General features: G+C 51.6%; 14 protein-coding genes. 4 read left to right on the top strand and 10 right to left on the bottom strand.

Annotated features, from left to right (window positions below; translation table 11 throughout):
- Nucleotides 1-23 precede the first annotated feature (23 nt).
- Both ACH5Y9_RS13320 and ACH5Y9_RS13315 read left to right on the top strand, forming a co-directional pair.
- Complete coding sequence (locus ACH5Y9_RS13320; RefSeq protein WP_064010465.1) at nucleotides 24-1,235, top strand: argininosuccinate synthase; 1,212 nt, start codon at nucleotides 24-26, stop codon at nucleotides 1,233-1,235.
- 144 nt (nucleotides 1,236-1,379) lie between these two features.
- A complete protein-coding gene (locus tag ACH5Y9_RS13315; protein WP_020482447.1) occupies nucleotides 1,380-1,994 on the top strand; it encodes a hypothetical protein in 615 nt (204 codons plus the stop codon).
- An 80-nt stretch (nucleotides 1,995-2,074) separates the two neighbouring features.
- Here ACH5Y9_RS13315 and ACH5Y9_RS13310 read toward each other — a convergent pair whose 3' ends face one another.
- Both ACH5Y9_RS13310 and cysG read right to left on the bottom strand, forming a co-directional pair.
- Nucleotides 2,075-2,410 carry a c-type cytochrome gene (locus tag ACH5Y9_RS13310; protein ID WP_020482446.1) on the bottom strand — a complete coding sequence of 112 codons (336 nt, stop codon included), beginning with the start codon at nucleotides 2,408-2,410 and terminating at the stop codon, nucleotides 2,075-2,077.
- 207 nt (nucleotides 2,411-2,617) lie between these two features.
- Complete coding sequence (gene cysG / locus ACH5Y9_RS13305) at nucleotides 2,618-4,009, bottom strand: siroheme synthase CysG (protein ID WP_445366401.1); 1,392 nt, start codon at nucleotides 4,007-4,009, stop codon at nucleotides 2,618-2,620.
- 74 nt (nucleotides 4,010-4,083) lie between these two features.
- Here cysG and ACH5Y9_RS13300 point away from each other — a divergent pair, with 74 nt between their 5' ends.
- Nucleotides 4,084-4,314 carry a sulfurtransferase TusA family protein gene (locus tag ACH5Y9_RS13300; RefSeq protein WP_020482444.1) on the top strand — a complete coding sequence of 77 codons (231 nt, stop codon included), beginning with the start codon at nucleotides 4,084-4,086 and terminating at the stop codon, nucleotides 4,312-4,314.
- A 60-nt stretch (nucleotides 4,315-4,374) separates the two neighbouring features.
- Here ACH5Y9_RS13300 and ACH5Y9_RS13295 read toward each other — a convergent pair whose 3' ends face one another.
- The gene (locus ACH5Y9_RS13295) at nucleotides 4,375-5,031 is read right to left on the bottom strand and encodes an HAD family hydrolase (protein ID WP_445366400.1); all 657 of its coding nucleotides are present in this window, start codon (nucleotides 5,029-5,031) and stop codon (nucleotides 4,375-4,377) included.
- Nucleotides 5,032-5,184: 153 nt separating this feature from the next.
- On the opposite strand from ACH5Y9_RS13295, the gene ACH5Y9_RS13290 reads away from it, so the two are divergent.
- Nucleotides 5,185-5,712 (top strand): RNA pyrophosphohydrolase, encoded by a 528-nt coding sequence (locus ACH5Y9_RS13290; protein WP_020482442.1) that lies wholly within the window; start codon nucleotides 5,185-5,187, stop codon nucleotides 5,710-5,712.
- Here the strand turns inward: ACH5Y9_RS13290 and cpdA are convergent.
- The 7 genes from cpdA to argF all read right to left on the bottom strand — a co-directional run bounded on the left by cpdA (nucleotide 5,709) and on the right by argF (nucleotide 13,029).
- A complete protein-coding gene (cpdA, locus tag ACH5Y9_RS13285) occupies nucleotides 5,709-6,497 on the bottom strand; it encodes a 3',5'-cyclic-AMP phosphodiesterase (RefSeq protein WP_445366399.1) in 789 nt (262 codons plus the stop codon). The genes ACH5Y9_RS13290 and cpdA overlap by 4 nt on opposite strands.
- Before the next feature lie 3 nt (nucleotides 6,498-6,500).
- Nucleotides 6,501-6,953 carry a GDP-mannose mannosyl hydrolase gene (locus ACH5Y9_RS13280; RefSeq protein WP_445366398.1) on the bottom strand — a complete coding sequence of 151 codons (453 nt, stop codon included), beginning with the start codon at nucleotides 6,951-6,953 and terminating at the stop codon, nucleotides 6,501-6,503.
- 36 nt (nucleotides 6,954-6,989) lie between these two features.
- Entirely contained in the window at nucleotides 6,990-8,303 is a 1,314-nt protein-coding gene (gene argA / locus ACH5Y9_RS13275; protein ID WP_445366397.1) for an amino-acid N-acetyltransferase, read from the bottom strand.
- A gap of 78 nt (nucleotides 8,304-8,381) precedes the next feature.
- Nucleotides 8,382-9,209, bottom strand: a complete 828-nt coding sequence (locus ACH5Y9_RS13270; protein ID WP_445366396.1) for an AlbA family DNA-binding domain-containing protein — start codon at nucleotides 9,207-9,209, stop codon at nucleotides 8,382-8,384.
- Nucleotides 9,210-9,498: 289 nt separating this feature from the next.
- Entirely contained in the window at nucleotides 9,499-11,349 is a 1,851-nt protein-coding gene (gene ilvD, locus ACH5Y9_RS13265; protein WP_445366395.1) for a dihydroxy-acid dehydratase, read from the bottom strand.
- Between the two features lie 94 nt (nucleotides 11,350-11,443).
- Entirely contained in the window at nucleotides 11,444-12,082 is a 639-nt protein-coding gene (locus ACH5Y9_RS13260; protein ID WP_445366394.1) for a TIGR04211 family SH3 domain-containing protein, read from the bottom strand.
- A gap of 47 nt (nucleotides 12,083-12,129) precedes the next feature.
- A complete protein-coding gene (gene argF / locus ACH5Y9_RS13255; protein ID WP_033157364.1) occupies nucleotides 12,130-13,029 on the bottom strand; it encodes an ornithine carbamoyltransferase in 900 nt (299 codons plus the stop codon).
- Nucleotide 13,030 lies beyond the last annotated feature (1 nt).

Here is a 13,030-nt window from a genome sequence, read left to right as displayed (position 1 = left end):
TTGTAAAAGGTGTGAAGCGCATTATGTCGGATATTAAAAAAGTGGTGTTGGCCTATTCCGGTGGTTTGGATACCTCGGTTATTTTGAAGTGGCTACAAGATGTGTACGACTGTGAAGTGGTGACATTTACCGCCGACATCGGTCAGGGCGAAGAGTTGGATCCGGCTCGCGCCAAAGCCACAGCGGCCGGCATCAAGGAAATTTATATCGACGATTTGCGCGAAGAATTTGCTCGCGATTTCGTATTTCCGATGTTTCGTGCCAATACGATTTACGAAGGCGAGTATCTGCTCGGTACCTCGATTGCCAGGCCTTTGATCGCTAAGCGCCTGATCGAAATTGCCAACGAAACCGGCGCCGATGCGATTTCCCATGGTGCGACCGGCAAAGGCAACGACCAGGTGCGTTTCGAACTGGGCGCCTACGCTTTGCGTCCGGACATCAAAGTGATCGCGCCGTGGCGCGAATGGGATTTGAATTCACGGCAAAAACTGTTGGACTACGCCGAGCAACACGGCATTTCAGTGGAAATGAAAAAAGGTAAAACATCGCCGTATTCCATGGATGCCAACTCGCTGCACATTTCTTACGAAGGCCGTATCTTGGAAAATCCGTGGACGGAGCCGGAAGAAGATATGTGGCGCTGGACCGTGTCGCCGGAAAATGCCCCGGATCAAGCCACCTACGTCGAGCTTACCTATCAGAATGGTGATATCGTCGCCATCGACGATGTGCCGCACACGCCGCATCAAGTGATGGAAAAATTGAACAAAATCGCCGGTGCTAACGGTGTCGGTCGTCTGGACATCGTCGAGAACCGCTATGTCGGTATGAAGTCCAGAGGTTGCTACGAAACCCCAGCCGGTACCGTGATGTTGAAAGCGCATCGGGCCATCGAATCGCTGACTCTGGACCGCGAAGTGGCGCATTTAAAAGACGAGTTGATGCCGCGTTATGCGTCCTTGATTTACAACGGTTACTGGTGGAGTCCGGAGCGGGCGCTGTTGCAAACCATGATCGATGCCTCGCAGGTCAATGTTAATGGCAAGGTGCGGGTGAAATTGTATAAAGGCAATGTGGTCGTGGTCGGTCGGGCCTCGGAAACCAATAGTTTGTTCGATGAAAATATCGCGACTTTTGAAGAAGATGGCGGCGCTTACAACCAAAAAGATGCTGAAGGCTTTATCAAATTGAACGCCTTGAGAATGCGGATTGCCGCAAAGAAAGGCCGTTGATTGCGGTTTGTATAAAACAGGACATTTTTGATTTAGCTTGTATAATGCGCCGATGTATTTCCGTTGGGCATGGGGTGCCGTTTAGGCGCCGCGTGCTCTAGGTAATATCTATAGAGCTTCCCGATTAGCAACACTAAAAGAATAATGAGCGATATGCCTGAGATTAATCTGGATGATGTCAATACCGATAAGCATGAGATAGTCTATCTGCGCGCCCATCAGCATCAGGCGCTGATGAAGGCTAATCGCTTTTTGTTAATGCTGGTTCTGGCGTTGATGGCGGCGGTTTTTTTGTTGGGTTTTGTATTACTACCTAAACAAAATCTGTTGACCGAAATCCAAAAGCACCAGGCTATCTCGACAGCCTACGCTACCCAAAATCCGGTGCTATCCGCCGAAATTAGCGCCTTGAAAGGCCAGTTGTTCGGCTTGTTAAGCGGTTCCATCGACAGCAAACTAAGAGCGCTGGAAGAAAATATCAAAAAGGGTAGCGTTGCCGATTCCCTGGAGACCATTCAGGATTTGAAAGGCGATGTGAAGATACTGACGACTTATTCTGTTGATTCGCCGGCCAAGGTCGAAGGCGCGGCTGTCAATCAAGTTCTGATCAAAGAACTGAATGACATTAAGGATTTGGTCTATCTGACCTTTGTGTCTTGTGGATTGATGATTGCGGCGATTGCCGGAGTTTGGCTGCGCAACCGTTACCGGTTGACCCATCAACGTAGTCAACAGGCGTATCTCAGTAAACAAGACTAATACGGGGCATATTCTTTACGACATAAAAAAGCCGCTATCCGAAAGGGTAGCGGCTTTTTCTTTGCCCCGAAAGGCTACGATTATTTTTTCAGATATTCGTAAACTGCATCGATAGCTTGGTCTTCGGTGTAACCTGCTTTTTTCACAGGACCGACTTCCATGATAGCTGCAACAGCTTTAGGCATACCGTTTTTGCCTTCTTTCAACACTTTGGCGAACTGGTCTTTAGGCAGTTTGCCGGCGCTGATCAAGGCCGATAATTGTGGGTTGGAAGCGATGTCATGGCAAGCGCCGCAGCCACGACCGAAAGCACGCTCATAAATTTTTGCGCCGATTTCTTCCGCTTCGTTAGCTGCAACTTGTCCGCTGATAGCGATCAAAGCTGCGCCTACTAATAAACCGAATGATTTTTTCATATGATTCTCTCGTTGTGTTTAAAAAAAGAACTGCATATTGTTATTTGCATAGGCAGTTCATTGGGAAATTAAGCGGGTAAAGGATAGGGAACTTTAGCGAAAAATTCAATCGATTTTCTCTGTCGTTCGCGCCTTTACCGGGTTTGCGGGCTGATTTTTCCAAGTAAAACTTAACATCGTCTGAAATAAGGAAAAATTCACACGTGCTTAGTTTTGGCCGGGTTGAAACCATTCCAACTGTTTGCGCAGGCGCACTACGGTGCCCACTATGATCAAGGTCGGTGGTTTAATGTCCGCGTTTTCGACACGTTTAGGCATATCGCCCAGGGTGCCGGTAATGACTCGCTGATGGCGGGTAGTGCCTTGTTGAATCAATGCAATTGGTTGATCGACCGGGCAGCCGTGATCGATCAACGATTGGCAGATAGTCTCCAAACCGACCAGACCCATATAAATCACGACGGTCTGGTTGGGAGAGGCTAGCTGGCTCCAGTTCAGGTTGATATTGCCGTCCTTCAAATGCCCGGTAACGAAGGTGCACGACTGTGCATGGTCGCGATGGGTCAGCGGAATTCCCGCATAGCTAGCGCAGCCGGCGGCAGCGGTAATGCCTGGTACGACTTGAAACTGAATGCCTTGCTGCATCAGGGTTTCGATTTCCTCGCCACCCCGGCCAAAAATAAACGGATCGCCGCCTTTCAGGCGTGCGACGCGCTTGCCCGACAAAGCCAGATTCGCCAGCAACTCGTTGATCGATTCCTGCGGTAGGCTGTGATTGCTGCGTTGCTTGCCCACGTAGATTTTCTCCGCGTCGCGGCGAGCCATTTCTAATATTTCCTGGGAGACGAGCCTGTCGTAGACAATCACATCCGCTTGCTGCATCAAGCGCAGGGCTCGGAAAGTCAATAAATCCGGATCGCCGGGGCCGGCACCGATCAAATACACCTCGCCGCGATTTTGTGTCTGCTCAGCCACATCAAGTTTGGCTTGTAATTCTATTGCAGCTTGCTCGCGGCGGCCGGAAAACACCAATTCGGCGATGTGGCCTTGCAAGGCGTCTTCCCAGAATACCCGGCGGCGGTTGGGTTCTTTGAGTCGTTCCTTAACCAATGCTCGAAAATCCTCGGCAAACTGCGCCAGCAGCCCGAAAGCGCCGGGAATGGCACTTTCCACCTTGGAACGCAGTAAGCGTGCCAGAACCGGTGACACGCCGCCGGAAGACACCGCTACGATTAATGGCGAGCGATCAACAATCGCCGGAAAGATAAAACTGCATAAATCGGGATTATCCACCACGTTCACCGGAATATTCTGAGCCGTCGCAGCTTGCGCAACCGTTTCGTTGACCGTGCGCTGGTTGGTGGCCGATATGACCACGCGCATGCCTTTCACATCGTCCGCAGCAAAGGCCTTTTGTTGGATTACTACTTGATTATTGCGCCCCATTTCCGCAACGCTGGCGCCAATTTCGAGCGCCACCACGGTAATACGCGCGCCGGTTTTTGCCAGGAGCTCGATTTTACGCGAGGCGATTTCGCCGGCGCCGACAACCAGGCATGGCTGGTCTTTTAGTTTTAAGAAAAGCGGGAAGTAATCCATGGTGCTTGATTTTCGTGGTCTGGGGTTGGTGTTATTATAAGCGTTGTCTAAAGAACAGTTGAGTGAACACCACTATGATCGAATTTGATTTGGAAGTCGATGCCAGCGGATTGCAATGTCCGTTACCGTTGCTGCGTTTGAAAAAGGCGATTATGGAAGTGGAAAGCGGCAGGGTAGTCAAAGTGATTGCTACCGATCCGGCGGCCCATTTGGACTTCGGCGTCTATATCGATCAGGCGGGACATATTCCGCTGAAGATATTCAAGGAAGCCGATAAACAAGTATTCTTTATACAGAAAAAATAGCAGCGATTCAATATTACAAAGGGTCAAAAGGGCGCTTCTTTTGACCCTTGTCCTCAGCTTTTATTTCCTCAAGCTAATAATCGGCCAGTTTGCTTGCCGAGCAACTTCCCGTAGTATTTCGTCGGGATCGACAGCAACCGGTTGATCGACCAAGTTCAATAGCGGCAAATCGTTATGCGAATCGCTGTAGAACCAACTGCCCACCAGCGTTTCCGTGGAATTGGCCAGCCAGTCGTTTAGCTGCGCAACTTTTCCTTGCTGAAAGCAAGGCGTACCGTTGAATTTCCCGGTGTAGCGGCCATCGACAAATTCCGGCGTGGTCGCCAGTAGGTTGTCGATACCGAATAGCTTGACGATAGGCTCGGTGACGAAGCGATTAGTGGCGGTGATCACCAATAAGGTATCGCCGGCCGCGCGATGCTTTTCTACCAAAGTCCGTGCGGCGTCGAGTGTGATCGGCTCGATCAGCGTTTCGACGAATTCCGCGCGCCAGCGGTACAGTTGCTCGGCGTCGTGCTGCGCCAGCGGCGCTAGTGAGAAATGCAAAAACTCGACAATATCCAACGTGCCCTGTTTGTAATCCTCGTAGAATTTTTTATTAGCCTGTTCATACTGCTCTTTGTCGACAATGCCGCGGTCGACCAAGAATTGGCCCCATAAAAAATCGCTGTCATCGGCGATCAGCGTGTTATCCAGATCAAAAATCGCTAAGCTCACGGCAAATCCGTCGTCATAAAGAAAAAAGTAGCGGCCTGTGGCGTCCGCCGGTTATTTGTGGAACAATTGCGCCATTCATTTTAATGGCCGTGCCGTTGTTAATTTTAACATCCAGGCATTAGCAACAGGGCGGCAAATAATACAGGTTTTTACATGATAGACTCGAAAGGATACCGGCCTAATGTCGGCATTATCCTTTGCAATGACGAGGGTCGTGTGTTTTGGGCAAAGCGCAAAGGCGCTAATTCGTGGCAGTTTCCGCAGGGCGGGATCGATGGCGACGAGGACCCGGAAACCGCGATGTATCGGGAGTTGTGGGAGGAAACCGGCTTGTGTGCAGAGCATGTGCAGTTGCTGGGGCGCACCCGTTATTGGTTGCGCTATAAACTGCCGGATCGGTATATCCGCAAAAATTCCACGCCCTTGTGCATCGGGCAGAAACAGATTTGGTTTATTTTGCGCTTGATGACAGATGAATCGAATGTTAGGTTCGATTGCGGGCACAAGCAGGAGTTCGATAACTGGAAGTGGGTGGAATACTGGTACCCGCTAAAAGACGTGGTCTACTTCAAGCGCCGGGTGTACCGCAAAGCGATGGACGAATTAGGGGCTTTGCTGATTGCCAACGATGTGGGTGTCAACGCCGAGAGTTATTTATCCGGAAGATTGGCGTTTGGTTAGTAACTGTGCTGGTTGGTTTGTAAGCCGCTCATGCTGATGGGCAGGTGATAGCATCTGGATCGCAAGTCGCCGTCATCCCCCAATTCGAAGACCCTGTACCCAGGTGCTAGCGTGTCCAGTTCAAACTCGGTGGCAAACGGTTTGAACTGAAAACAGCTGGCCGGCGTGGCGAATATCGCTATTTGTTTATGACTCGTTTGCATTTCCTGATGCAAATGGCCGCAAGTGATGGCCTTAACCTGCGGGAACTCTTCCAATATTGCCAGCAATGCCTCGCCATTCTCAATTTGCATCGTATCCATCCAACTGCTCCCGCTGGCAATACAATGATGATGCACCGCCAGCAGCGCAGGCATGTCGTGTGTGCTTAGCGTTTGCCGTAAAAATATCAGTTCTTCCGGTGATAGAAACCCACTGGGGCTGCCGGGTTTTTGGCTGTTTAAGGCAATAATCTGCCAATTCTTCAGCAACACATGTTTACGGCAACTGACGAAGTCAACGTTCAACTCGGTTTGCATCAGTTCCCAGTCGTCATGATTGCCCGGCAAACACAGGCACGGTGTTTGATAAGTTTGCAGATGCCGGCAAATTAGCCGGTAGCTATCGGCGCTAGGGTCTTGGCCCAAATCGCCGGTCAATAAAATCAAATCGAATGGGCCGTGCGTGACATGCGCGTGGGCCAAGGTGTTTTGGAAATACTGTTCGGTATCGATACCAAGCATCCTGTCGCCGGCATGCGGCAATATATGCAGGTCGGTTAACTGCAAGACTTTTAACGCAGACATGGTTCAGCGCAGATAGGGATAGTAGGCTTGGCTGTTAGGGTGAACCTCGCTCAAGTCTTCGTTTTTGCCAATCCAGCGGTAATTAGAATGTTGTTGTGCCGGTAGCTGATTAATATCCAGATCAAGCTGCAATTGATAGCCTAAAACCACGTAATGGGTAGTGATACCAGGCTGTTTGGCAAAATTAGTCTCATACAAATGAGTGAAGGCGCCCAGTAAATCAGCGCTTTCGATGCTATGGGCAGTGCCTAACTCGGTTTCGGTAATTCTTTGAAACGCGGCTGCCAACGTTTCTGATTTATAGATTCTACCGCCCGGCACGAACCAATAACCCGCCGCCGGTTCATTCATGCGCAAGCCCATCAATATTTCATCCTTGCTGGAACGCACAATTAAGTCAATAGCGACTAGGGGGGTGTTTTTTACGACTGTCAGAAAATCCTGTTTATCGAGCATCCTATATTCCGTGAGCTGAGTGGGTGGAAGGTGATGTTAAACGTCTTTATACAATACCTTGGAATTACGCTGATAGTTGTAAGCGCTTTTCATCGGTTCGGGCAAATCGTCGATTTCGCACGGTGTAAAACCGCGCTCGACGAACCAATGCACGGTTTGCGTGGAACGTACGAACAAGCGGCGAATAGTTTCGGATTTGGCTTTGTTGCTTAGATAGTCCAACAAGCTGTTGCCGCGCGCGCCTTTTTGATAATCGGCATGCACTGCCAGACAAGCAATCTCCGCACTGTTGCCGTCGGCCATCACATGAAACGCCGTGCAACCAATGATCAAGCCATCACGCTCGATGACTATATAGTCGCCAATTTCCATCTCCAGCTTTTCCCGCGAACGCTTGACCAGGATGCCTTGCTGCTCCAAGGGTTTGATCAACTCCATAATGCCGCCGATGTCGTCCAATGTCGCTGCCCGTATGGTTTCGAAGGCGTTAGAGCTAATCAGTGTACCGATACCGTCGCGGGTAAACAGTTCCAGGAGTAAGGCGCCGTCCACATGCCTATTGATCAAGTGCGCGCGCTGTACGCCTTTTTCGCAACTTTGCATCGCGGCGCGTAATGAACGGGCGACTTCATCCGGGACCGATGGCGTCTCTTGCAATAGTGCTGAAACTTGAGCCGTGGTGAGCTGTTGGATGGGATGATTATCGCCAGGCGATACGCAATTTTGTTCGGTCAACAAAATCAACTTTTCGGCTTGCAAGGCGATGGCTACTTCGGTTGCCACTTCCTCGGCTGACAGATTAAAGGTTTCGCCGCTGGGCGAATAACCGATAGGTGAAATCAGCACCACATTGTGTTGATCCAATAGTTGATGGATGGCTTGGGCGTCTATGCGCCGCACCTTGCCGGTGTGGCAATAGTCGATGCCATCCAGTACGCCCAAGGGTTTGGCCGTAACGAAATTGCCGGACGCGACACGTATTTTGGCGCCGGCCATCGGCGAGCCGGACACACCCATCGATAACAGGGCTTCAATTTCCACCCGTACCAGACCTGCGGCCTGCTTGACGTATTGCAAGGTCGTGGCGTCGGTGATCCGTAAATGGTGGTGAAACTGCGGCGTGTTGCCATGCCCGGTGACTTGTTCGTCGATCTGCGGGCGAATGCCGTGCACTAGTACCAGCCGGACGCCCAGACTCCTTAGCAACGCGAAGTCGTGAATCAGATTGTCGAAATCCGGCTCCGTTACCGCATTGCCGCCGAAAAAGATCACAAAGGTGCGATTGCGGTGCGCGTGGATGTAGGGCGATGAATTTCTGAACCAATTAACGAAAGTTGATTGATGTTCCATGGAGTGTTTACGAATCGGTTGCGGGGTTGCTGGCTGCTTAGTGTAACTTTGCCAGCGTTAAAACCCAATCAGGGCTGGTTATTTGGTTTTTTTCCAACGGCTGGCCACATAATCCAGCGCTTCTTGAATGTTCAGGTCCCGAGTGCCGCCGCCAGTTCGCACGAAGAATTTGGGGGCGTTGCTCTGCGTCAGAAACACTGGCCGGTGCGAGGGGGAAACAATAACCCGGCACACATCACGGTCGGCCAATTTATGAAAAAGCACGTGGATCAGCGGGCACAAATCGGCCCCCAGATTGCTGGAGATCGCAGTCATCAAGGTTTGCTCGAAACCGTCTTGGTCGGGTTTTTTAAGGGTTTGGAAATCCGAGTCCAGGCCGAGGACTTCGCCATTGTCGGCCACGCCGATCAGCAAGGTGCCGCCAACCGGACTGTTAAAGAAACCGGCCAGCGTTTTCATAATCACGCCTTCCAGGGCCTTATTGACCCGCTGCTCCTGAATATCCCAGCGCAGCGATGATTTAAACTCCAGCAACGGTCCTTCGCCTTGGCGGATGATGGTTGGTAAATCTTTTTCCAGCTCGGTTTTCAATGCGTCCAGATCCACCAGTCGTTTATGTAGAATCTGATAAAAGCCTAGTGAAATCAATCCGAGTAACGCGCCAATTTCGGCGTAAAAAAGGATCAGATTATTCTGATTAACTTGGCCGGTCATTACCTCTCTGAACTGACTTAATACGAATTCAACTGAGGAAAGCGGGTCGGCATTGCGCTCGCGGGAGCTGATGTAATCGTAGCTGGGTGCCAATAAAAATATTCCCATTCCAGCACCTATCCAGCCGGCTATGAAATAGATTTTTAGCTTTTGTTTCCAGATGTAAAGCAGTTGGAGGAGGAAGCGTTTCATCAGCGATTTGGATTAAGGCCCAGGTTGGGGCGGTAATGGATCAATTACTCGGTTGAGCCGATTTGATCGCTTCAGTCGCAATCTGCACCAAAAATGATGCCCTGGCCCTTTCTGGGGTACGGCGCTGAAAATTTTGGCGAAGGTTATCAGGCGTTAACCGGAATAGTTAGGCGGCTTTCAGGCATTTTGGAAGCAGCAGATGACCACGTGTTCGTTGATATGCAAAGTTAAAGACTTGATGATGTTTTAGTGGCTAAAATCATCAAGCCTTTATGCGGCATCAGTCAACTTACTGATCTTCGAGTCTGGACAAATCCCGCACCGCACCCTTGTCGGCGGATGTGGCAAAAAAAGCATATGCTTTCAGCGCCACTGACACTTTGCGTGGACGTGGCTTGGCCGGTTTCCAGCCCAATTTTTCCTGTTCGGTCCGGCGCTGGGCCAGTTCCTCGTCGCTCACCAGTACGTTGATCGTGCGATTGGGAATATCAATACGAATACGGTCGCCATTTTTTACCAAACCAATCGCGCCGCCAGCTGCCGCTTCCGGCGAACAGTGGCCGATGGACAAACCGGAGGTGCCGCCGGAAAAACGGCCGTCGGTCAATAGCGCGCAAGCCTTGCCCAAGCCTTTGGACTTGATGTAACTGGTTGGGTAGAGCATTTCCTGCATGCCAGGGCCGCCTTTGGGGCCTTCATAACGCACCACCACCACATCGCCGGCTTTGACTTTGTTATTGAGGATGTTTTCTACCGCTTCATCTTGCGATTCTACGACATGAGCATTGCCTTCAAATACCAGTAGACTGTCATCGACACCGGCTGTTTTGATTACACAGCCATCCACAGCGATATTGCCGTGCAATACCGCCAACCCGCCTTCCTGGCTGAAGGCATGGTCAATGGAGCGGATACAGCCTGCGGCACGATCAGTGTCCAGGCTGGGCCAACGGGTGTTCTGACTAAATGCCACTTGCGTAGGAATACCGGCGGGGCCAGCCATATAAAAAGTTTTTACTGCATCGCTGGGGTTGGCGGTAATGTCCCATTGTGCCAGGGCATCGCCGAGAGTTTTGGCGTGCACGGTCGGTACATCGGTGTGCAAGCGGCCTGCCCGGTTAAGTTCGGCCAGAATTGCCATAATGCCGCCGGCGCGATGCACGTCTTCGATATGATATTTGTCGGTGTTGGGCGCGACCTTGCACAATTGCGGCACCAAGCGCGACATGCGATCAATATCCGCCATGGTGAAATCGATGCCGGCTTCTTGAGCAATAGCAAGTAGATGCAAGATGGTGTTAGTGGAGCCGCCCATGGCAATGTCCAGGGCAATCGCATTTTCAAAGGCTTTAAAACCCACCGCGCGCGGCAGCACCGATGCGTTATTTTGCTCGTAATATTGTTTGGCCAGTTCGACGATACGGCGGCCGGCTTGTTTGAACAATTGTTCGCGGTCGGCATGAGTGGCTAATACGGTGCCGTTGCCCGGCAACGACAAGCCCAGCGCTTCGGTCAGACAGTTCATCGAATTGGCGGTGAACATGCCGGAGCAGGAGCCGCAGGTGGGGCAGGCCGAGCGTTCGACAGCCGCCAGATCGGTGTCGGATACTTTGCTGTCTGCCGCCATGACCATGGCGTCCACCAAGTCCAGCCTCTTGATGTCCGCGCTTTCCGCCAACCTTACTTTACCGGCTTCCATCGGGCCGCCGGAGACAAAGATCACCGGAATATTGATGCGCATAGCCGCCATCAACATGCCCGGGGTGATTTTGTCGCAGTTGGATATACAGACAATCGCATCGGCGCAATGCGCATTCACCATGTACTCGACGCTGTCGGCAATCAAATCACGGCTGGGCAGGCTATACAACATGCCGTCGTGACCCATGGCAATCCCATCGTCAACCGCGATGGTGTTGAATTCCTTGGCGACGCCGCCGGCCAGTTCAATCTCGCGCGCCACCAATTGGCCAAGATCTTTTAAATGTACGTGGCCCGGCACGAACTGAGTGAAAGAATTGGCTACTGCGATAATCGGTTTATTGAAATCGCCGTCTTTCATGCCGGTGGCGCGCCACAATGCGCGCGCGCCAGCCATATTGCGGCCTTGAGTGGTGGTATGAGAACGGTATGCAGGCATGGTGATTCCAGATGAAAGCAAAAGCGGCGCTTAAACTGCCGCGGGAAAGGGCGTCATTTGAAGCAGGGCGGTCCTGCGGCTAATTCGTTTAAAACTAAAAACTATCCCAGCCGCTGGAACGGCGGCGCCAGCTGAGTTTGGGCAGAATAAAGCCCAGCAATACGCCGAATAAAGCCAAGCCGCCGCCGTACAAAAACCAGTCCTGGTTACTGCTGTCGGTCAATGCCTGATTTTCGCGTTTTAATTGTTGTAGTTCGCGCTCGACGGAGATGACGCGCTCCTGCAATTGGTCGCGCTGTTGTTTGAGTTGTATCGCATTGGCGGCGGTTTGCTGAAGTTCGCTAAGGTCGGCGCTGAGCTTATCGCGTTCTTTGCCAATTTCCTGGCTGTTGGCTTGTCCGGCTTTAAGTTGTTTGTTTTCTTCTTGCAGCGCTTCGAGTTTTTTGCTGACGGCTTCCAGTTGATTGCGGGCGCTGGGTTCGCCGGTCAGGTAGCGGCTGAGAATGAATCCCTCCGCGCCGCTGCTGGTTTGTATATAGGTATAGCCGTTTTCGGTACTTTCTTGCAATACGCTGACTGGGATGCCGTTTTCCAACATTTTGACGATCTTGGTGCGTTCACTTTCGCCGCTGCGCAACGGCACCTCGACTTTGTCGGTGACGTAGGCGGTTCTTGCCGTGGCAAGCGGGCTAATCAGCAGACAGGCAAACAGGTAGGCAAAAGTTTTTTTCACAGTATCACTCTTTGTTCGGCGTAAAGAAAGCGGCGATTCTAGCGAAATTATCGGCAGATGAGAAATTCCAGTAGCGCTTTCTGAGCGTGCAGGCGATTCTCGGCTTCCGGAAATATCACGCTTTGTGGGCCGTCGATGACCTCGGCTGTCACTTCTTCGCCGCGATGTGCCGGCAGGCAGTGCATGAACAGCGCATCGGTTTTGGCGGCAGCCATGGTTTTGCTGTTGACCTGAAAATCCTTAAATACGAATTCGCGTTTTTTTTGTTCCTCTTCCTGTCCCATGCTGGCCCAGACATCGGTTACTACTAAATCGGCTTGCTGTGCGGCTTGCTCCGGCGTATTGAAAAACGCCACTCTATGTCCGGCGGCATCGACGATACTTTGCTGCGGACGGTAATCGACAGGGCAGGCGATGTTCAATTTAAAGTCGAATTGGCGAGCCGCATTGATATAGGAATGGCACATATTATTGCCGTCGCCGATCCAGGCTACGGTTTTGCCGGCGATGTCGCCGCGCAGTTCGAAATAGGTTTGCATATCGGCCAGCAATTGACACGGGTGCAGCAAATCGGTCAGGCCGTTGATGACGGGTACTCGCGAGTGCTTGGCAAAGGTGGTGACCGTTTCGTGATTGTTGGTGCGCAGCATAATACAGTCCACCATGCTGGAGATCACCTTGGCGCTATCTTCCAGGGGTTCGCCGCGGCCGAGTTGCGTGTCTCTGGGTGATAGAAACAGGGCGCTGCCGCCGAATTGGGCCATGCCTGCTTCGAAGGAGATACGGGTGCGGGTCGAGGATTTTTCGAAAATCATCGCCAGCACTTTACCCTTGAAGGGCTGATAGTCCGGGGTGCGATGCAATTTGAGCTGAATGGCCCGTTGAATCAGGTTGTGTAGTTCGGCGCTGGACAAATCCAGCAGACTGATGAAGTGTCTGGGTTGCATG

The organism is Methylomonas sp. BW4-1 (genome assembly GCF_052474385.1).
The sequence above is the reverse complement of the archived record's forward strand: the minus strand, read 5'-3'. Positions and strand labels throughout refer to the sequence as shown.